Raw genomic sequence first — 21,815 nt, forward strand, 5'->3', positions numbered from 1 at the left:
GATATGATGAGTAAAGTCAGTCAAGATATCATCAAGCAAATTGAACAGGAACAGCTTAAAACTGACGTTCCTGCATTTGGCCCTGGTGATACAGTAGTAGTTCAAGTACGTGTAAAAGAAGGCGATAAAGAGCGTCTTCAGGCATACGAAGGTGTAGTGATTGCCAAGCGTAACCGTGGCTTACATTCCGCTTTTACTGTGCGTAAAATTTCTAACGGCGAAGGTGTTGAACGTGTTTTCCAAACGCACAGTCCGTCAGTCGCTTCTATTGAAGTGAAACGTCGTGGTGCAGTTCGTCGTGCTAAACTTTATTACTTGCGTGACCGTTCAGGTCGTTCTGCACGTATCAAAGAGAAGCTTAACTAAGATTAATTTTTCTGTGTTGACGTTAACTTATAAAAAAGCCCGCAATTGCGGGCTTTTTGCTGTTTTTGTTCCATAAAAAGTGAGAAAAATTCACTGAATGCAACGGGGGGATAGTCTAAGATAAGCCATCGTTGTCAGCCATCATTCAGGGATAAGCATGAATCACAAACTCTCCATTTTTACTCTTGGTTTTACTGTCGCGTTAGCCGGTTGTCAGGATAACGTCGATACCCAGCAACATCAGGCCAATTCACCAGCACAACATGGATTAACCGAGTCTGTCAGTATGCCGGCATATTGCGCGGTGTCTGAGGGGCAACAGCCCATTACCGACTCTGCCGAGGTTAGTCAGATTACTGATCAGTATGTATTTGTAGAAGGGCCTGTTTGGGATGAACAGCATCAGGTATTCTATTTTTCCGAAATGGATTTCGATGGGCCGCAAGATAATGGTCCTCGTTCGATTATCCACCGTCTGAAATTACCTAATCAGTTAGATGTGTTTATTGATAATAGTGGTAGCAACGGTATTGCTATCGAAGGTTCGCACTTAATTGCCACCACGCATGATAGCCAAACCGTCTCCAGTTATGATATTGCCACTAAACAGCGTGAAATCATTGTCAGTGATTTTGATGGTAAACATTTTAACTCACCCAATGATGTCACCATCAGTCAGCAGGGAGATATTTACTTTACCGACCCCGACTGGCAGTTGGGCACCCGCCCCAAAGAAACTGGGGTAACCGGAGTGTATTGGCGAGACCGACAAGGCAAAGTCCATCTAATTGACGGGGAACGCGGTAATCCAAACGGGATCAGCTTGTCACCGGATCAAAGCCAATTATATGTGGGGGAAAATAATGGCACGATTAGTCGTTATCCGGTTCGTCAGGATGGCAGTGTCGGTGAACGCAGTGAGTTCGCCCATGTAGAACAACCGGACGGCATGGCAATAGATTGTGCCGGTAATATTTATATCGCCAGTCATGGTCCCGGTAAACTGGTGGTGTTGTCACCTGAAGGGGAACAACTGGCCAGTATTGATATTGCTACACGAGCAACCAATGTGTCTTTCGGCGGACCAGAGCATAAAACCATTCTGGTGACCGCAGGGGGCGGGTTATACACCTTGCAAAGTCCCATTGCCGGTTTTCCCTATTAGGCGACTAACTTTATTGTCAGTAAAGCCGGATTTATTCCGGCTTTTTTGATCCTGCCGGTTGTTAAAAGTGCGCCTATAATTATTTAATCAGCATTATGGGTAATATTTATGTTGTACAAAAAGTAAACGTGGGATCGTTTACATTATCGCTCTAAAGTACAGAATACCTATTATTTAGCGAGTTTTAGTAAATAAAACTTGCGGTATCATGCGGTAGTTGTTAAAAAGTCAATCTTCTAAGGTTATTTAATAATTTAATGTTGTGTAAATTATTGTGTACACCCAAATGGTCGGATTCCTGCTATTAAGTTTTTATAATGTTATTAGTGAACGTAATCCTTTTTATTTCCCAATTTTAGTAGGTCAAACAATGTTAAAGGATTCTTTAAATAATCGTAATGTTAGTGCAGAGCAAGTACTCATTACACCGGAACAACTGCAACAGGAATTGCCAATTAATCAACATGCGCTGGAAGAGATTAATCAATCTCGTCAAATTATCAGTGACATCATTCATCGCCGCGATCATCGTTTATTGGTTGTTAGTGGACCTTGTTCAATTCACGACATTGAAGCCGCCAAAGAATACGCACTGAAGTTGAAAAAGTTGCATGAAGAAACCAAAGATACGTTGTATATCGTGATGCGGGTCTATTTCGAAAAACCCCGTACCACCGTGGGTTGGAAAGGCTTGATCAACGATCCCCACCTGGATGGCAGCTTCGATATCGAGACCGGATTACGCAAGGCTCGTGAATTGCTAATTTGGTTGGCTGAACTGGAATTGCCGGTAGCGACTGAGGCACTGGATCCAATTAGCCCACAATATCTAGCTGAACTGTTTAGTTGGGTGGCCATTGGTGCACGTACTGCTGAATCACAAACCCATCGTGAAATGGCGAGCGGATTATCCATGCCTGTTGGTTTTAAAAACGGTACCGACGGCAGCTTGGATATCGCGGTAAATGCGTTACGTTCAGCGGCTTCAGGACACAACTTTATGGGGATTAATAAACAAGGCCAGGTCGCGATGATCAGCACCAAAGGTAATCCTGATGGCCACGTTATTTTGCGGGGCGGCAAACAGCCTAACTATGATTCGGTTTGTGTCGCTGATTGTGAAGAACAGCTGGCTAAAGCCAAATTAGGCGCAGGTTTAGTGGTTGACTGCAGTCACGCTAATTCCAGTAAAGATTACCGTCGCCAGCCTTTGGTGGCCGAGAATGTTGTTAATCAGATCCTGGAAGGTAACCAGTCTATTATTGGCATTATGCTGGAAAGCCATTTGAATGCAGGTAATCAGAGTACGGATGGTAAAACCGTTAGTGAACTTGAATATGGCGTTTCCATTACTGATGGGTGTATAGATTGGGCTGCGACAGACAAGCTGCTTAAGGCCTCGCGCGAAAAATTAATTACCGTATTGCCGCTACGTTTGAGTAAACTGCAAGCCATCGCATAACAGGTAAGTTAAATATTATGAGTGATGATTCACCATCCATTGAGCAATTAAGGCAGCAAATTGACGCACTGGATAGTCAAATGGTTGAAATACTGGCTAAACGAGCAGAAGTCACTCGTCAAATTGGTATTTATAAAAGCAAAGTCGGTCTGCCTGTGTATGTGCCGAGTCGGGAAGCTGAGTTATTAGCGACAAGACGTCAGCAAGGCGAACAACGGGGTGTTTCGCCTGACTTGGTCGAAGATATTCTGCGTCGGGTAATGCGGGAGTCCTATCAAACTCAAAACGAACAGTATGTATGTACAAATCCTGCGGTTAAAAACATTGTTGTAATAGGCGGTGCAGGGGCGCTGGGTAAGGTCTTTGTACAGATGTTCAGACGCAGCGGCTATCATGTGTCGATTTTAGAAAAAAACGATTGGGCCAAAGCGCCTGACATGTTGGCTAACGCGGCATTAGTGATTGTGTCCGTCCCTATCGCCATAACCGAAACTATCATCAATCAGTTACAGCATTTACCCCATGATTGTATTTTGGCCGATATTACCAGCATTAAGCAAAAGCCTTATCAGGCCATGATGGATAGACATCAAGGGCCTGTCGTTGGTTTGCATCCCATGTTTGGCCCGGATGTATCCAGTTTGGTCAAACAGGTGGTAGTAGTTTGTCATGGTAAACAGCCGGATGCTTACCAATGGTTGTTGGAGCAAATGAAAATATGGGGTGCTTCATTATACGAAACCACTGCCCAGGAACACGATCAGGCCATGGCCTTTATTCAGGTGATGCGCCATTTTTCCAGTTTTGTGTATGGTAATCATTTACGTCAAGAAAACCCGGATTTACAACAGCTTATTGCCCTAAGTTCACCTATTTACCGCTTAGAACTAGCGATGGTGGGGCGATTATTTGCTCAGGACCCCTCCCTGTATGCAGACATTATCTTTAATAATCGAGACAGCATTGAATTATTAAAACGTTTCCGAGATCGGTTTGATGATGCACTAACGTTGATTGAGTCAAAGGATAAAGCTGAATTTATTAAACAGTTCTTTATGACCGGTAGCTGGTTTGGTGACTATGCCAAACAGTGTTTGAAAGACAGTAAAAAGCTGTTACTTAAAGCGGATGATGACCGTACTTTTGATTAAGATGCTTTTGAGTCATTAATTTATTCTCTGGGTTATCCCCACACATCGGTGCGGGGATAAAGGCTGTTCGCTTATGCTTTACAATATTATTAGCGATAATTAATTAATTTCATCCCGTAATGCACTTGCTGCTGCGACTTTAGTTGGGGTAATTTCTTCACTGGGATAGCAGCCAAGTACCTTAAAGTAGCGGGTAATCGCCTTAAGCTGCTCCAATACATTTAGCATGGGACCATCGGTCACGTTACCTTCGACATCAATATAAAACATCTCTTCCCAAGGGTTGCCTGTTATAGGGCGAGATTCCAGCTTAGTCATATTAATGTTGTTGTCACGCAGTACTAACAAGGCTTCCACCAATGCACCGGGTTTTTGTACCGTTGACATGACCAAAGTGGTTTTAGCCGGCACTTGCAGCGGCACATTAACAGCCTTGCGTGCCACCACAATAAAACGACTATGGTTTTCTTTCTGGTTGGCCAGATTTGACTTAATCACGGTTAAACCATACAAGCTACCACCTGCTTCACTGCCTATCGCGGCCACTTTATCCGACTGTAGCTCGCTGACTTTTACCATTGCAGCGGACGTACTGTCGCAGGTTTTTACTTCTATATTGCCCAATTCGGCTAAAAAATGGCTGCACTGAGCAAAGACTTGTGGATGGGCATAAAGGGTTTTGATTTGACTAATATCAGTCGGGCCACTGACCAAAAGCGCGTGTTTAACCGGATGAGTCAGTTCACCCACGATGGATAAGCTGGTGTGCTGAAGTTGGTCATAGACCTCATTAATACTGCCTGAAGACGTGTTTTCAATGGGTAAAACTGCGTAATCAGCCTGGTTCGATTCGACTTTCTGGATAATTTCATTAAAGCTTTGGCAGCCAATTTCGAGTAGTTCACCGGGACGACGGGAAAAATACTTTTGGGTGGCAAGATAACTGTAGGATCCTTTGTTACCTAAAAATGCGACCCGATTTAATGGTTGGGCGCTATCTGGGTTAGCGCGCTCCGCCAACAAGGCTTGCTGGTTTAATACCGAATCTTCGATAATGACATGAAAAATCTGCGTCACAAAATGGGGATCGAGACCGAGTGTCTGACCTAATTTAATCAATTTAATCAGCAGCTGCTCTTCACGGTGCTGATCTCTGACTGGCTTTTCCGATTTTATTTTTGCTTCCGCTACCTGATTAGTTAATCCGCGTCTTTTGGCTAACAAGGCCAAAAGTTGTTGGTCAACTTGGGTGATTTCATCCCTTATCGGGGTTAACAAGTCTTGATTGTCAGACATGGACATCCTCGTAGTTTTTTTATACCGCTAATAATAAAAAACCTCCCAATGGGAGGTTGCGGAAAAGACACACACAGACCTCCTTAGACGGAAGGCATAAAAAATAGAAAAGTGTGCATAAATAATGTTTTCATGACAGTAAATTTATGTTGTCGCCTCCGTTCTGTCAACCGATAATTAAGGCTTAAAAGCAATAACTTAGGACCTTTTCATCATTGTTAAATATTCCCGAGATAAATTGGAAAATGTTGAATCGAAATTTGCGCATATCATGGTTGTGACGTATACCAATATGCCTGTTCAACGTATTTATTTTGAATAGGCAATAACCTTGTTTCCGCACCCGAGGTTTATTCACAGGATCAGGATTAAGTAATGCATTAAAAGGAGAAGGAAGATTAACCCATTTATTAGTCTTACTGACATGGAAAAGCAATTTATCGTTGATTCATATCAGATCATGCTTGAACGGAATGAATCACTGGCACATAAATTTTATCAGTGCCTTTTTGAGTTTGAGCCTTTACTTAAACCGATGTTTAAAAAGCCGCTAGCATTACAAGAAAAGCATTTTAACCTCATCATTCACCGGGCGGTTGAAACCATCAATCAACCCGAGTTATTTCTGCTCGAGTTAGAGTCGTTAGGTAAAAAACATCAGGGCATGGGCATTGATAGTGAACACTTTAAATTAGTCAAATCGGCACTGATACTCGCCATCCAAAATGTTTTAAGCAACCAATGCACAAAGCAGATTATTCAGGCTTGGGGTACCTATATTGATCAAATGAGTGCGGTGATAAAACAACAAATTTGATCCCGCTTTGGCTAAAACCAGCCTATTTATTATCTGAAAATACAGTTAAATTAACTCATATTCGTTAGACAGATTAATGATTTAAAGGATCCTCCTGTGTTGAGCACCGATTTTATAGATTTACTCAAAATTTTGATTCGACAGCCTAGTGTGGTGGGCGCTGAGCATTCATTCTTTCGGGTTCTGCAGCGTGAGCTGGAAGAGCGGGGCGCTAAAGTGATGTGGTATGAAGGGGTCTTGGTGGCCCAAGGCCATGATCCTTTTAGTGCGATGTTTTCAGCGCATATTGATCGTCATGGACTGGTTTGTACCGGCCCAAACGAATTTCAGTATGCTGCGTTTGTATCAGCCAATCGCACTGACTTATTGAATAATTCCGTGTCTGAAGAGTTAATGAGTAAAGTTACCGGGCGTTATCAGCAACAGCCGGTGTTTGCTTATGAACCGTGGTCGGGTGTCTATCGAGGTAAAGGGGTAATCAAAAAGTCTTACGTTTGCGAATACAGGAACAACCTGATATTCGAAATTGATGGACTAAATGATGTGGTGGCCGGCACGCCAATTGCCTTTGAAGGTACGTTAAAAATTAAAGACGGGCGTATTGAAGGACAACTCGACAATGTGTTGTCTGCCGCAGCGTTGGTACATATGTTCAGTCTGGGGTTTAAAGGGACGGCCTTTTTTACCGCACAGGAAGAAGCCGGTAAGAGCTGGCGTTATTTACTCGAATGGTTCCGTCGTTTTGGCGGCTCCACTAATAAACTGTATGTGGTAGATACTAGTCCATTTCCGAATATCGATGCCGCTAATGAACAATTGCTAGTGCTGCGGACCAAGGATGCTAACGCGTTATTTAATGCCTCAAGTACAGAATCCCTGGCACAACTGTGTCAACGTAATCAATTTAGTATTTTGTATAAAGATAAGTATGTCGAGGCGAATAATGCCAAGTTGGTTGCGGCAGGGGAAACGGCTAAATCTATCGGTAGTACCGAAATGGGAAGGGTAATTGCCGCGTCTCATGGCTTGGTAGATGGTACTACCTTACAAGTGCCAACAACTAATTATCACACAATGCAAGAATCGGCGGCAATTGAATCGGTCGATGCTTTCTTGCAAATATTAATGCAGTTAGCTGAGTAAGCTGGTTGTTGGGGCTGTTAAACCGATAGCTGATACACGCAAATATTAACGGCGCTGGCTAAATTGAGTGACTCAATTTTACCGCTACCAGCAATGGTAAACGCCTCGGCATTACATGCTGCTAATGCCTCACTGGGCACTCCGCGCGCTTCATTGCCGAACAGATAGCATTGATAATCGGTAAATTGTGGATGGCGAATGTCGTTGCCTTGCATATCAAGATAGGCAAATTTATCAAAACGGGCCGATAACGCATCGAGTGTCATATCCAGTTCAATGGGCACATGGAAAATGGCCCCCATACTGGCTCGCACAACTTTGGAATTGAATGGATCCACACTATTGGCGCTGAGCAATAAACGAAAATTACCAAACCAGGCAAGCGTTCTTAAAATAGTGCCTAAATTACCCGGGTCTTGCACTTCGTGCAGATAAATACAACGTTCGTCTTGTTGACCGGTTACTGTGTTATGTTTTAAATCGGGTAGTGGCACACGGGCAATGATGCCTTGTGGCGTTTTGGTATCACTCAGCTGGCCCATCTGTTTTTGACTGACCGTTACGAGGGTAAAAGTAGAATGTAACTGCTGTGCCCACTGCTGATAATCTTCGGTAATGTATAACGTCGTGTTAGTTAGCACAGGCTGGGTTTGGGCCGCTTTGTGCAATTCAAGAACGAGATGTTCGCCTTCCACCAAATAATAACCAAACTGTGAACGGTATTTTTTTTGATGGAGTTTTTTAACATCGTCCAGTTTCATCTTCACTTGTCTCAAAACAGGTGTTGGTCGCACCAGACTAACACGGCAATTTAACTTAATAACTCAGGGTAGAATACCTGAACACTTCACTCTAATGAGGCGCATTGTATCGCTTTGGTTAATTTAAGTCAGGCAAAAAAGGGCTTAAACAGGTTATTTAACCTCGTAATGAATTTGCAAATCTGACTTGCAAGCTTACAATTAGCGCCGTTTTAGCGTAATCAATAGCAGAATCTCTTTATGGCTCGATCAAAAACCAGTAAAAAATGGCTGGACGAACATGTCAGCGACCCTTATGTAAAAAAAGCTCAAGTCGATGGTTATCGCTCTCGTGCCAGTTATAAACTGATTGAAATTAACGAAAAAGATAAGTTGTTTCGTCCCGGTAATATTGTCATGGATCTGGGCTCGGCACCGGGGGGCTGGTCACAAATTGTTGCCCCTATCGTTGGTGACAGCGGTAAGGTTATCGCATCAGATATTTTGCCGATGGATGGCATCATTGGGGTGACTTTTATCCAAGGCGACTTTACCGATGAAGGGGTATACAACCAGATTTTGCACGTTCTGGACAATCATAAAGTGGATGTGGTGGTATCCGATATGGCGCCTAATCTCAGTGGCGTGAATACCACCGATCAATATACTTCCATGTACCTTGTTGAACTAGCGTTGGATATGGCGCGTAATGTACTCAAACCCGGTGGTAGCTTTTGTGCAAAAGTATTTCAGGGAGTGGGTTACGAAGAATATGTTAAAGACGTACGTCGCTCTTTTGATAAGGTGTTAGTGCGCAAACCAGCGGCGTCTCGTCCGCGCTCTCGTGAAGTGTATCTGGTAGGCAAAGGCTTTAAAGGCTAACGTTCAAGTAAGGGCAGTTTATCGGGCACACCGTTCCATTCATCGGCATCACTGGGTGGGGCTTTGAGTTCGTTAAGGTTTGGCCATTGTTGACACAGTTGTGCGTTGATTTGCAAATACTCGCTCTGATCTTCTGGCAGTTCGGAATCTTGAAAAATCGCTTCAGCCGGACATTCCGGCACGCACAACGCACAATCGATACAAATATCCGGATCAATCACTAAAAAATTGGGACCTTCAAAGAAGGCATCCACCGGGCATACGGCAACACAATCTGTGTATTTACACTTTATGCAATTGTCGGTTACTACAAAGGTCATCGTCGGTTAACTGTTGTCGGAATTTCAATGCCGACAAGTGTAAAGTAGCCCACTTAAAACTCAAGCCCCTTTGTTATCCTTGCTAAAGGCTATCTATCACAGACGGGCTGACTTAAAATAACCTGCCCTGACGGAAAGGCCGTCCGGCGTTTTAAAGAGTATTCACATTATGTTGCGTTTAACGGATATTAAATTACCCCTTGATCATGATGAACAGGCGCTGGAACAGGCTATTTTAGCCAAGCTCTGTATTAGTCCAAGCCAGTTAGTGTCATTTAATTTGTTCAAACGAGGCTATGACGCGCGCAACAATAAAGATATTCAACTTATTTATACCCTCGACGTTGAAGTGACTGATCAGGCCGACTTGTTAGCCCGATTTGCCCATGATCAGCAAGTGCGTGTTACCCCTGATATGCAATACAAATTTGTCACTCAAGCGCCAGCAGAGCTTGAGCATCGTCCCGTTGTAGTAGGGCTTGGCCCCTGTGGTTTGTTTGCAGCTTTGATTTTGGCTCAAATGGGCTTTAAGCCTATTGTATTGGAACGGGGAAAAGCGGTGCGTGAGCGAACTAAAGATACCTTTGGTTTTTGGCGCAAACAGCCACTTAACCCTGAATCCAATGTACAATTTGGTGAAGGCGGTGCCGGCACCTTTTCCGATGGCAAACTCTATAGTCAGGTAAAAGATCGCAAACATTACGGACGTAAGGTATTACATGAATTTGTTGCCGCAGGCGCGCCGGAAGAAATTATGTATGTTAGTAAACCCCATATCGGTACCTTTAAACTGGTCAATATGGTGGAGAAAATGCGTCAACAGATTATCGATTTAGGTGGGGAAATTCGTTTTAGCACCAGAGTTGAAAAACTGGATCTGGACAGTACTGAAGAGGGTCAGCAAAAAATCAAAGGCCTACATTTATCCGGTGGCGAGTATCTAAGCTGTCGGCAGGTGATTTTGGCCATTGGCCATAGTGCCCGTGACACGTTTGAGTCGCTTTATGCACAAGGGGTTTATATTGAAGCCAAACCTTTCTCTGTGGGCTTTCGGATTGAACATGAACAAAGCATGATCGACCGATGTCGTTTTGGTGATAATGCCGGTAATCCAATTTTGGGCGCAGCCGATTACAAACTGGTACATCACTGTAAAAATGGTCGTACTGTATACAGCTTTTGTATGTGCCCCGGGGGAACAGTGGTGGCTGCCGCCTCCGAGCCGGGGCGTGTTGTAACCAATGGCATGAGCCAATATTCCCGTCATGAACGCAATGCGAATAGCGCCATTGTGGTGGGGATCACCCCTGAACAGGATTATCCCGGTCATCCGTTAGCGGGTATTAAATTACAACGCACATTGGAAGAACTGGCGTTTGCCGCAGGGGGCGAAAACTATCACGCCCCGGCGCAATTGATTGGCGATTTTTTAGCGGGTAAGCCCAGTACTGAATTGGGCGACGTTACGCCTTCCTATACACCGGGAGTGACGTTAACGGATTTGAGTAAGGTGGTACCTGAATACGTCACTCAGGCCATTCGTGAAGCGATTCCGGCATTTAATCGTCAAATAAAGGGGTTTGCCAAAGCCGACGGTTTATTAACCGGTGTCGAAACTCGGACCTCATCACCGATATGTATCAAGCGTGATGCTGATTATCAAAGTGTCAATATTGAAGGATTGTATCCGGCAGGAGAAGGAGCCGGTTATGCAGGCGGTATCTGGTCAGCTGGCATTGACGGCATCCGTGTTGCCGAAGCCGTGGCCTTGGCAATGGAAAGCGTGGCTCAATAGTATTATTGGTGTGCGATAAGGGGGTATGAAATGCACCACCTGCCGAAGCAGGTGGTGGGCGTATTAGTTCAGATATTTTTGACGTAAAACACCAATGTCCTTATCGCTGACATCCAGTTCTTGCTGAATATATTGCAAAATTGAACCATGTTGAGTTTCCATGCTGTTAATCGCGGACTCAATCAAGGGTTGAGTCACACCGATTAACGGTTGTGCAACGTCAGGGGGAATGCTGGCAAACATTTTCATCATGGCCGCCATTTTGGGATCCATCTTTTCATTGTTTTTGGGCATTAGGGCTCTGGGATCAAGGTAGCGGTTCGTTGCCAAATAATCATCAATAGCCGTTTGTTTATCCACACCTAACGCGGTTAAAATCAACAACGCACTAATACCGGTGCGATCTTTACCCGCTGTACAATGAAATAATAAACCGTCATCGGTTTTGACTAGCGTGTCAAACATGGCTGTATAATTTTGCTTTTGATCTTCAAGGATTTTGAGGTACATCTGCGCCATCATGCCTTCCATCATCTCTTTATTCAGGTCCGGCCGTCTGAGTAATTCACCAATCTTGCTCATATCAAAATCCATTTCATAATCTTGCTGGATCACGTCCACCTTCGAAGCGCGCCAGTGGGTTACTTCGCTGTTACGCTCCGAGTTGGAACGAAAGTCAACTACGGTTTTTATATCCAGATCATCAAGAAATTGATAATCCTGATCGGTTAATCCGGCTAATACTCCGGAACGAAATAACTTGCCCCATTTTACGGTTTTGCCGTCAGTGGTTGGATAGCCGCCTAAATCGCGGAAATTGCGTCCCCCTTCAAGAGGCAGTAAGCGAGACGCCAACGTAATTTCATCCCCTTCGCTATTACTGAGCGAAAAGTAATGACGGTGGTTGTCGTCGGCAGGCCAGTTTAGACTGGTTTGCTGGGTTTGTTTGACTAGGACGCTGGTTTTATTGGCTTGATCGACTTGATTAACCTTAATGGTAACCGGACTGCTGGATTGCCAGTTGAGGTGGTATTGGCCGTTGTTATATTCAACGGTGCCATTCAGCGTGCCGGCCATTGCCATAGTTGAAGTAAAAACACTGAATAATGTGCTGGCTAAAATTGTTTTTTTAAATTGCATGATCTTGTTCCTACTATAAATAAGTATCGGAGCAACCGCAGTTGCTCCGTCAAAAACGATTAAAAATTAACGCGTACACCGGCCATAAAACGACGGCCATAACGTTCGATTTGATTAGGGGTGGCTTCGGTGCCCGCATAACGAATATCGATTTCATCGGTGAGATTGTTGGCATTAGCGTAAATGCTTACATCGGCACCTAACACAGGTTGGGGCAGGGTGTAGCTGACTGATAGATCCAGACGCTTTTGTGCATTCCAGTATTCACCCATTGAATCGTTTTCGGTGGTGGACAACCAGTCATCGCGGAACTGGTAATTTAAGCGCACTGACAAACTGTCGTTTTCATAAAACAAAGAGGCGTTGTAAATTAAATCGGAGGTACCTGGCAGACTGAATTCAGCGCCACTTAAGGTCGTAAACTCACTGTCGAGCAGGGTGATGTTGGCGTTAAAACCAAAGCCATCAAGACTCTCGCTGATAAAATCAGATGCCTGAGCAATCAGGTTAAATTCTATCCCCTGAAACGAACCATCCTGACCATTAACAAAACCAGTGTAATCCCATTGTTGACCGGCATAATCCGGCACATACAAGCCTGCATCAATTTTAGTACTGTCGGCATAAATAACATTGTCAATATGACGATAGAATGCGCCAAGGGCTAGCAAACTGGCATCGCCAGCATACCATTCCAATGAAAAGTCAGCGCCGTAAGCATTTTCTGCTTCAAGAGTAGGGTTACCACCGCTAATTTGTTGATTGGTAATATCGACATTGGCTGAAGCGCGCCATTCGTTGTAGGTAGGACGGCTAATAGCGGTCGATAGTGATGCACGAAACTTCAGATCTGCAGCCAGATCCATATTCAGATGCAGGCTGGGCAATACATCTGTGAAACTATCACTTTGTTCACCTTCAGGGCCAGAACTGGCGTAGTCGGTATTTTCAATGCGTACCCCAGCAACTAACGAGCCCCAGCTGAAGTCGGTGGTTAACATCCCATAAGCCACCATAATATCTTCGTCGATATTGATTTGCGTATCTGCAGTAGGCGTTACCACTAATCCACCGGAAGCTTGTTCCAATGCCTGGCGAAGTCCTTTGTTATCAAAGTAAGTGCCTTTGATGCTATTGGTAAAATCAGTTTCCCAGGCGGTATTGGTCACATAGTCCGCAGGATTCACACCCCACAGATGATACTGCTGACTGCCGCTGGTACCAAAGCCTTCGGTTGAGCGGGTATCTAGCATGGCGCCCACTTTCAGCTGTCCGGCGTAACTGCCCACTTTAACGTCGCGATCTGCATCAATTTTGTATTTCCAGGCATCAATTTCCAGAGTTGACCCGTACAGAATAAATAAGTCCAAGGCGTAATTGTTGACGTCATTAATACTGCCGTTGGCAGTCATTAATTCAACGCTTGGATCATTCAAATTAGTTAAATCGTAACTGGCCATTGCATTACCAGCAGCGCTGTAGGGGATGGGCAAAAATATATTGCTCTCGGTCGTTGTGTTATTGATCCGACCTTCAACCATCCAGTTACCCAGTTGCACATCGGCACCCAGCGTATGAGTCCAGGTGGAGTTCTCATAAAGGCCATCTTCTAGCATACGGTTGATAAGTGTCAAACCCGTGCCTTTGGCACCTGGAGTGACACTGCCACCCATTGCTGCCGCACCACCAGCAAAATCCAGCACGAACTGGTTACGCTCTTCATGATCCTGAAATTCACTGTATAGGGTACTTAAGAAGAAACGATCCATACTGCCACTTGGACGATATTCAAAACGGCCCCCATAAGCCATATCTTCACGTAATACTTTATAGCTGCGTATATCCACGCTATTGACTACCAGCTCGCCGTTTTCCTGCTCTAAATCAAATTCGCGGTTATCGGTAGTCTGCTCACGGCTGTTTTTAGAGCCAAACAGCGAAAAGCCAAATTCTTCATTTGACCAAGATGTACGCAGAGACAATTTATCAATATCGCCACCGCCTAACTTTTGCTGGCCGTAACCCACATCAGCGGCAACAGCGAGTCCCGGTGTTTCAAAAGGGTTAAAAGTTTCAATATTGATAAAACCGGCTACTGATTCGCCCGGCATATCGGCCATGATGGCTTTATTGGCTTCAATTTTGCGGGTGATAACCGATGGGAAGCTGTCAAAGCGAGGTATGCGGCCATTTTCGGCACCGGGAATGGCAATGCCGTCAATCGCTAAGGTCGTGTAACGGAAGGGCGCGCCGCGAAAGTTAATATAGCGAGCCTGCCCTTGATCCCGTTCGATGGCTAACCCGGGAATGCGTCCGAGCGAGTCCGCCAAATTCTGATCGGGAAATCGTCCGATAGTATCGGCCGAGACGATATCCGCATAGTTATTGGCCGCTTTTTTAGCATCAATTGCGGCTTTTTGACTGTCGCGGATTGGTGAGGCGGTCGCAATGACTTCCTCTATGACTCGCTCATCTTGCTGATTTTGAGCTTCATCTGCCTGACTGTAAAAGCTGCTGCCCGCCAAAAAGATTAATATTCCGCGAGCTACTTTACTCTTTGGAAACTCCACCATGATTAACTCCTAGATTATGAATAACAAAAATATGTTTAACGCTTGGGGCAGATAGTGGCGGGGAAATATTTCATTCAGGTTAAAAGGATGTCTTTATCAGAAAGGAGATGTCTCTAAAATAATAAATTCATATATTTCAATTGTTTATCAATTTATCTGGCAGCGAGATAGTGTCGGGGTTTAGCTTGAGACGGTAGCGATAACGGCCGCTTTTTAGATCTCGCTCGGTGTCAAAAAGATAATTTTCGGCTAAGGATTCACCGAGCAGACTAATCAGCTCAGCTTTAAGTTTATTGCGGTTTTGATCGAGAATTTTGGCTCGTAAACCCTGTTCGACTAAATCGTTAATCGCTTTGCTGTGACCACCGGCATTGCGCATCAGCTCAATTAACATCTCGGCACCGATTCGATCGGTACGGTTAACCGGTGGATTAAGTTGCCAGCCATCACCCTGACATCGTAAACAGGCATACCAAAGGTAATAAAAATAAGGCGTTTTCATTAACTTAAGTGGAAGGCCGTGCAGTACCACCTGACCGGGTGTGTCGGTAAAGTTCAGTTTATCGGGACTCAGTGCGACGGTGAGAGCTTGTTGTTTGGTGTAATCAAATTTCTTGTTGGCGAGCATAAACCAGTCAAGTTGGTTTTCGGTTAATGTGGCGATCGGTGATTGTAACGTCCAGTTGAACAGAGCGGTTAAGTTTCCAAGGTGTTCAGAGAGTAAATGGATAAACAGCAGTTGTTGGGTTTTATGAGCCTGTTGAAGTCGTCTCGCCCAATAATGAGCCTGTTTATGAGATAAATGGGCTAATAGCTTTTGTTTTAAATTTTGACCATTGGCGGATAACGGCACTGGCATGAGGTAAGCGAGAATCAGTAGCAGCGCGGCAAAACCGCTGGGGTAGAGTGTTGTTACGGTCCAATTAGTGTCACAACTAAAGGTGATAAAAGTTTGCTTTTGTAGCTTGCCCAATGCCCATTCAATACTGACTTGACCAAACTCCGATTTTTTTTGGGGATCAGCCATTAGCTCTGTGACACGGGCATGACATTGATTAAAAACGGGGATTTTGTTTTGAATGTTTAAGTTGGTTAAATCGCGATTAATGTTGTGCTGGATCAACTGAATAATAGGTCCATCGTTGTTGCTGTAATAAAGCGCATTTTGCAACTTGGTGGGCAACTGTTGTTGCAAGTTTTGGCTAAGCGATTGATTTACCGTCACTCGTGCGATGCACCAACAGATTGAAATAAACAGCAGACTCAAGCCAAGCCATGACAATAACCCTTTTTTATGACGATAAAATGGCCCCACGGACAATCGCTTAACTCGCATTGCAGTGGCTATTGTTGGCGGATTGAATATGCGTATTTAATAGCGTTTCCTGATACATGCCTAATACGTCGAGTAGCGCACAATCAATTTCTTGCGGATGATTTTTGCGTATAAAAAGTGATGCGGCATTGACCTTATCACTAATTAATAACCCTGAAATGGGCGCATCAACCTCCCGTTGTAACCAGTCACCTCCTGTGATCAAGTCAACTTCACCTTTGGCAAATGCCTGATACAGATTTCTGGCATCATCGAAAGCAATGAGTTGATGATCGGCTAGATGGATATTGGCATCTTTTAAAGACATTAGCGGCAGTAAATGGTGAGTTTGGCTGAGTCTGTCCGTTAAAATTCCCACACGTTTATTATCGAAGTAACGCTGTTCCAACAAGGGCGTCGGACCTTTGCTAAACCAGTAAACCTTGTAATTATCAAATGCCATAAGTAACTGATAATAATGGTTGTAACCTGGTACCAATCCACGGAGGGCGTTTTCTCTGCTCCAGATCAGGTCGTAGTTTTCACTCAGTACTTCGGTGGGAGAAAGCAACCAACGGGGCTTCCAGGATATCGTCACGCCGGAATAATATTTTGCCATTGCCGGTGACTGACATAAACGCTGCGCAATACGGTCAACATTGAACGAGGATACTGCCAAAAACCGGAATCGGGGATTGTCCGATTGGGTGTTCCGCATATCACATTGAAAGTGGTAGTAATCGCTTAAATTAACCGGACTGACGCGCTGCGATACAAAAGATAACATGACAGAGAGTGCGATCAGGGTTAACAGCCACAGACTGAATTGGTAACCCTGTCGAGATGTAAATAATCGCCACAACATATCAATAGCCAATAATGAATTTACTCTTATCAGTCTATGGCCGATTTATGTCAAAAATATTAAATGGAAGATTTCAGTCTTACTAAGTGAAGGGCATATTTGCGTCATATTCACCACACCAAATGACGATTTTTTGCTGTGTTAAACACAGGTGATTTTTATTCAAACGTGGGAAGGATATTGATCAATGAATAACTAATTTATCATAACCGCATGATTGACAGCGTTGTCATTTTGGTTTAGAAGTAACTAAGTGATTTTAATCGCGTATTTTTTGAGCATAATTGACAGCGCTGTCATTTTGAGTTTCTCGTTAGGCTATTGCATAACCAAGTGCGTAGCTAAAAGGGGATAACGGCGAGACTGCCTTGGTTAAGTTTATGGCAAGCGATGTCAATCAAGCGCGTAAATAAGTGATGTTGTTGCAGATAATAGAATCAATAGACGTATTTAATTTATTCCGATTCTGACGTTTTGATGCCCACACTATTTCAATAATTAAAATGAATTAAAAAAATAAAGTTAGTAGAAGACCAAACCCAGGTTATGAAAGTAATCAAGGTTATATAAAAATAATGAGGGATAAACATGTCAAATCAATTTAATAAAAAGCGTCTGGTGATTGCCATTTCCTGTGCGCTTTCTGCTCCCGTTTTAGCACAAGAAGCCACCACTGATGTGCAAAATGCCGATGAATCTACCGAAGTCATTGAAATTCGTGGTATTCGTCAAAGTATTCAAACCGCTCAGGATCTCAAACGTTATGCTGACACCGTAAAAGATGCCATTACTGCATCAGACATTGGGGCGTTGCCTGATAGTTCGGTGACCGAAGCGCTGCAACGGGTCCCCGGTGTTACCATCGAACGTTTTGCGTCATCCAGTGACCCCAAACATTACGCTGATGAAGGGACCAGTGTATTGGTACGTGGCTTGGATCGGGTGCGTAGTGAAATTAATGGTCGCGATAGCTTCAGCGCCAATCCTTGGGGTGGACTGAGCTACGAAGATTTCCCGGCTGAATTGCTCGGTGCTGTTGAAGTGGTTAAAAACCAGACCGCCGATCTGATTTCCGGTGGTATTGCCGGTACTGTTAACTTAGTGACACGCAAGCCTTTTGATTCGGATAAACGTTTAATTGCGGTCAGTGCCCAAGCTAATTATGGGGATTATCGTAAAGAAACCACGCCGTCGTTCAGTGCGTTATTTTCGGATAATTGGGATACGGATTCCGGTAAGTTCGGTTTATTGGTGGCCGCTTCCCAGTCTGAATTCCAAACCCGTGGTGATGGCTTTGGTTTAGGCAACTTTCACAGCCGTGGTCCTTTAAATACGTTCTCCTATGATGAGTGGGGCACCCCAAGCCCCGGTATTAATTCCGGTCAGTATTCCGCACCTTGTATACCGGACGCTTCAGATTGGCGTAACTGTGACAATCTGGGGTATCCCGATGCCGTTCAGTACAGTGATGCTGACGCTGCGAATTATGTTCCCGAGTTTGACGGTCAAGAACTAGAAGGGCAACCTGAGGGTGAAACCTGGTATGCTCCGGCCAGCTATACCATGACCTCGGCTGAAAATGATCGTAAACGCCGCGGTTTTACTGCCTCATTGCAATGGCAAAGCACGGATGAAAAAATTACTGCAACGTTAGAGCACATCAGTTCTACGGCCTCGTTAATTTGGCGGGAACATGTCATTACTCAGGCTGATCAGGCATTTAAACCTTATGCGCCCAATGCGATTCAATGGTTTGATGAAAGTGACAGTGGTCATCCGTTAACGGTTGATGATAATGGCTACGTGACCTCAGGTGTGGGTCATGCAAGCGAACCGAACGTTCCGCTGCAATTCCGTTCTCGTTATAACTTCAACGAAAATAAAGTCAAAGATACGTCATTGAATGTGGTCTTTACACCAACGGATCTGTTAACCGTTGTTGTTGATTATCAACATGTCGATTCCGAGCAAGTGGTTCATAACAACGGAATGACCTCTATCATGAATGGTAATCAGACCGCTGAAAATGCGCCATTTTTTCTGGATTTAAGAGGCTCCGATCCCCAACTGGAGTTTTTGAATGCCAATACCTCCATGCCACCTGATGTCGAAGCAGACACGAATCCGTTTTTGCGATTGGGTAGTGGCATGCAACAAGAAGAATTTAATGAGGCGAATGCGAATACCTTCCAACTGGACCTTGAATACAAACTGGCAGGAGCGTTTACCGCCATTAAAGCCGGGCTTTATCATTCCAAAAAAGAACTAATCGTACGTAACACCGAATACGAAGGTTGGCAGGCACTAGGTACCCCCTGGATTGCACAAGACTCTTACAATGCTTCACCTCAAGTTGCTCCTGAGCTATTTGAGCGTGTGAGTTTTGCTGATCACAATGACGGCAATACACTGCTTGGAGCTAATACCAGCTTCCTGTTCCCACGTATGGAAATGGTGCAAAATTATGAGCAGAGTTTGCGTGACGGTTGTGGGACATGGAATGCGGTAGGCAACGCAATGGATGGTAGCGGTGCGTGTGCATTACCTTATGCTGACTTGGCGGATCGGGCTTTCAGCCATTTTGCCCCGCGGCATATTAGCTCCAGCAACACAGAGCGGACTGAATTTTATGTGCGTGCGGACTTTGATGTTGAAATGTCAGATGTGCTGGTGAAGGGTAATTTCGGCCTGCGCTACGTTAACTATCAGTTGCAATCCACCGGTGGTGTGAACTTTCCATCAACATCTCGTCGTGGTACTGATGAAACAGGCTCTCTTTATCAGGTCATGTTAAATCAATATCCCAGTATTTTTGCGTTAGCGTCTGGCGAAGCGATCTCCAGCACCGTAGACGGAACTGATTACACCGCAGTGTTACCCAGCTTAAACCTGAGCTTCGGTCTGACCGATGATGTGGTACTTAGATTCGGAGCATCGAAGGGGCTTTACTATCCAAGTCTGGTGGATTCGGCGAACAAAATGGTGCTCAACTTGGGCTATGAACAGGTTTTACAAAACCCGGATGAAGCCAGAGATGACACCACAAACCCGGTTATCGATCTGAAAAATATTGAAATCAGCGCCAATGCCCGTAACCCGTTCCTCGAGCCTGAAGATGCTATTAGCCTTGATTTAACCGCTGAGTGGTATTTTGCTGATGCCGGTTCACTGACGACAGGCTTGTTCCACAAAAAGCTGTCCAATATCATTCGCAACAGACAATTTTCCACCGAAGTGGAAGTGGATGGTACCAGCTTCCCGGTCTCGGCCTACGGTCCTGATAACACCGGATCCGGTACCATTCAGGGTTTCGAAATTTCCTATAGCCAGTTTTACGATATGTTACCCGGTTGGATGAGTGGCTTGGGATTGCAACTTAACTATACCTATATTGATCAAAGCGGTTTGGAAGATCCTAATACCAATCCGACCGAAGCCATCCAATATGATGGGGCGGGAGTGCCGATTAGTGACAATCGTAATACGTTCCGCCAATTTACTGGCTTGCCATTACAGGGCTATTCAGACCAAAACTACAATATTGTCGGTATGTATGAGAAGGATGATATTTCGGTCCGTTTAGCCTATACATGGCGTTCGGAATATCTGTTGACCTTGCGTGAGTCTGAAGAGTTTGTTCCGGCCTATTCAAAGGCTCAAGGGATGATGGATGCCAGCTTCTTTTACGCCATTAATGATCAAGTCAAAGTGGGCTTACAGATTAATAATGTGCTTGATGAGAAGACTGAAACTCAATACCAGCAAAATCAGCAAGGTACCTTAACCGATGGGTTTACTTTTACCACCGATCGTCGTTTTGCGTTGACCATGCGAGCGACTTTCTGATAAGTAAAATAGCACACCTTGTGATATAAACTGCGTAGCAGCAATGCTACGCAGTTTTCTTTTGACGCCCTGAAAGTGTTAGTTTGACAATAAGGGATAGCCATTAATCCAAACATTATGCAAAACAAGTTAAAATCCATCTGTATTGTGGGTGGTGGAACGGCTGGCTGGATGGCCGCCACATCACTTTCTGCCGCCTTACGAGGGAGTCAAATTCAGATTACGCTGATTGAATCAGCTGATATTGCCAGTATTGGGGTAGGGGAGTCGACTGTCCCATCAATCATGGATTTTTTGCAAACCAGCCAGATCAATCTTAAAGACTTTATTCAGGCCACCTCTGCCAGTTTTAAATTGGGTATTCGTTTCGACGATTGGTCAACGCCCGGGGAAAACTACTTTCATCCCTTTGGTAAGGTGGGTAAGGATGTGAACGGGTTTGATTTTTATCAGGTCTGGTTAAAATCCCGTGCTGACGGCCATTCGAGCCGTTGGCTTGACTATTCGCCCAGTGCCATCATGGCTGAAAATGAACGCTTTATGTTGCGTCCATCAGCAGGGCAACTAAAAAGTGGCCAATCACATGACTGGGTATTATCCAGCTATGCCCATGCCTTGCATTTAGATGCCGTTCAGCTTGCCGGCTATTTGCGTGAACTCTGTTTGCAGCGTGGTGTTAGTCGTATCGAAGCCACCGTCAATAAAGTTAATCTTGATAAAAACGCGTTTATTCAAAGCCTGCAACTGGATAACGGCCAAACCGTTAGCAGTGATTTTTTTATTGATTGCACCGGTTTTAAAGGATTATTAATAGAACAGGCATTGCAGGTCGGCTATCAGGACTGGTCACACTATCTTCCTTGCGATCGCGCGGTGGTGGTACAAACAGAACAAGCCGATAGCCTGGTCCCCTATACCATTGCCTCTGCTCAACAGGCG

At 44.6% G+C, this 21,815-nt stretch carries 17 protein-coding genes; 10 read left to right on the forward strand and 7 right to left on the reverse strand.

Annotation, left to right across the window (positions count from 1 at the left end; all coding sequences use genetic code 11):
* Positions 1 to 6 precede the first annotated feature (6 nt).
* From rplS to tyrA, 4 genes are all read left to right on the forward strand, one after another.
* Positions 7 to 366 carry a 50S ribosomal protein L19 gene (gene rplS / locus ACTD55_RS17245; RefSeq protein ID WP_416308667.1) on the forward strand — a complete coding sequence of 120 codons (360 nt, stop codon included), beginning with the start codon at positions 7 to 9 and terminating at the stop codon, positions 364 to 366.
* Between the two features lie 157 nt (positions 367 to 523).
* Complete coding sequence (locus ACTD55_RS17250; RefSeq protein WP_438865575.1) at positions 524 to 1,531, forward strand: SMP-30/gluconolactonase/LRE family protein; 1,008 nt, start codon at positions 524 to 526, stop codon at positions 1,529 to 1,531.
* Between the two features lie 370 nt (positions 1,532 to 1,901).
* Entirely contained in the window at positions 1,902 to 2,993 is a 1,092-nt protein-coding gene (locus tag ACTD55_RS17255) for a 3-deoxy-7-phosphoheptulonate synthase (protein WP_438865576.1), read from the forward strand.
* Positions 2,994 to 3,010: 17 nt separating this feature from the next.
* The gene (gene tyrA / locus ACTD55_RS17260; RefSeq protein ID WP_438865577.1) at positions 3,011 to 4,144 is read left to right on the forward strand and encodes a bifunctional chorismate mutase/prephenate dehydrogenase; all 1,134 of its coding nucleotides are present in this window, start codon (positions 3,011 to 3,013) and stop codon (positions 4,142 to 4,144) included.
* A 99-nt stretch (positions 4,145 to 4,243) separates the two neighbouring features.
* Here tyrA and pheA read toward each other — a convergent pair whose 3' ends face one another.
* Positions 4,244 to 5,440, reverse strand: coding sequence for a prephenate dehydratase (gene pheA, locus ACTD55_RS17265; protein ID WP_438865578.1), 1,197 nt, complete (start codon positions 5,438 to 5,440; stop codon positions 4,244 to 4,246).
* Positions 5,441 to 5,864: 424 nt separating this feature from the next.
* Between pheA and ACTD55_RS17270 the strand changes: the two genes are divergently transcribed.
* Both ACTD55_RS17270 and ACTD55_RS17275 read left to right on the forward strand, forming a co-directional pair.
* Positions 5,865 to 6,257 (forward strand): globin domain-containing protein, encoded by a 393-nt coding sequence (locus tag ACTD55_RS17270; protein WP_438865579.1) that lies wholly within the window; start codon positions 5,865 to 5,867, stop codon positions 6,255 to 6,257.
* Between the two features lie 96 nt (positions 6,258 to 6,353).
* On the forward strand, positions 6,354 to 7,400 hold the full coding sequence (locus ACTD55_RS17275) for a peptidase M42 (protein ID WP_438865580.1): 1,047 nt from the start codon (positions 6,354 to 6,356) through the stop codon (positions 7,398 to 7,400).
* Between the two features lie 17 nt (positions 7,401 to 7,417).
* On the opposite strand, the gene ACTD55_RS17280 is transcribed toward ACTD55_RS17275, so the two are convergent.
* Entirely contained in the window at positions 7,418 to 8,161 is a 744-nt protein-coding gene (locus ACTD55_RS17280) for a TrmH family RNA methyltransferase (protein ID WP_438865581.1), read from the reverse strand.
* A gap of 240 nt (positions 8,162 to 8,401) precedes the next feature.
* Here ACTD55_RS17280 and rlmE point away from each other — a divergent pair, with 240 nt between their 5' ends.
* Positions 8,402 to 9,022: a 23S rRNA (uridine(2552)-2'-O)-methyltransferase RlmE gene (gene rlmE, locus ACTD55_RS17285; RefSeq protein ID WP_438865582.1), complete on the forward strand. Its 621-nt coding sequence runs from the start codon at positions 8,402 to 8,404 to the stop codon at positions 9,020 to 9,022.
* Here rlmE and fdxA read toward each other — a convergent pair.
* Positions 9,019 to 9,342, reverse strand: coding sequence for a ferredoxin FdxA (gene fdxA / locus ACTD55_RS17290; RefSeq protein ID WP_438865583.1), 324 nt, complete (start codon positions 9,340 to 9,342; stop codon positions 9,019 to 9,021). The two genes, rlmE and fdxA, sit on opposite strands and share 4 nt — an antisense overlap.
* 169 nt (positions 9,343 to 9,511) lie before the next feature.
* On the opposite strand from fdxA, the gene ACTD55_RS17295 reads away from it, so the two are divergent.
* On the forward strand, positions 9,512 to 11,137 hold the full coding sequence (locus ACTD55_RS17295; RefSeq protein ID WP_438865584.1) for an NAD(P)/FAD-dependent oxidoreductase: 1,626 nt from the start codon (positions 9,512 to 9,514) through the stop codon (positions 11,135 to 11,137).
* A 63-nt stretch (positions 11,138 to 11,200) separates the two neighbouring features.
* On the opposite strand, the gene ACTD55_RS17300 is transcribed toward ACTD55_RS17295, so the two are convergent.
* The 4 genes from ACTD55_RS17300 to ACTD55_RS17315 form a co-directional block, all read right to left on the reverse strand.
* Positions 11,201 to 12,277, reverse strand: a complete 1,077-nt coding sequence (locus ACTD55_RS17300) for a tyrosine-protein phosphatase (protein ID WP_438865585.1) — start codon at positions 12,275 to 12,277, stop codon at positions 11,201 to 11,203.
* Positions 12,278 to 12,336: 59 nt separating this feature from the next.
* On the reverse strand, positions 12,337 to 14,850 hold the full coding sequence (locus ACTD55_RS17305) for a TonB-dependent receptor (RefSeq protein ID WP_438865586.1): 2,514 nt from the start codon (positions 14,848 to 14,850) through the stop codon (positions 12,337 to 12,339).
* A 136-nt stretch (positions 14,851 to 14,986) separates the two neighbouring features.
* Complete coding sequence (locus tag ACTD55_RS17310; RefSeq protein ID WP_438865587.1) at positions 14,987 to 16,075, reverse strand: hypothetical protein; 1,089 nt, start codon at positions 16,073 to 16,075, stop codon at positions 14,987 to 14,989.
* A gap of 100 nt (positions 16,076 to 16,175) precedes the next feature.
* A complete protein-coding gene (locus ACTD55_RS17315) occupies positions 16,176 to 17,030 on the reverse strand; it encodes a hypothetical protein (RefSeq protein WP_438865588.1) in 855 nt (284 codons plus the stop codon).
* A gap of 588 nt (positions 17,031 to 17,618) precedes the next feature.
* Here ACTD55_RS17315 and ACTD55_RS17320 point away from each other — a divergent pair.
* Together ACTD55_RS17320 and ACTD55_RS17325 are read left to right on the forward strand one after the other, a co-directional pair.
* Positions 17,619 to 20,876, forward strand: a complete 3,258-nt coding sequence (locus ACTD55_RS17320) for a TonB-dependent receptor (RefSeq protein ID WP_438865589.1) — start codon at positions 17,619 to 17,621, stop codon at positions 20,874 to 20,876.
* 117 nt (positions 20,877 to 20,993) lie between these two features.
* The coding region (locus tag ACTD55_RS17325; RefSeq protein WP_438865590.1) for a tryptophan 7-halogenase at positions 20,994 to 21,815 on the forward strand (822 nt) is incomplete at its 3' end.

Origin of the sequence: Neptunicella sp. (assembly GCF_048268085.1) — a bacterium.
In the GTDB taxonomy this organism is placed as follows: domain Bacteria; phylum Pseudomonadota; class Gammaproteobacteria; order Enterobacterales; family Alteromonadaceae; genus Neptunicella.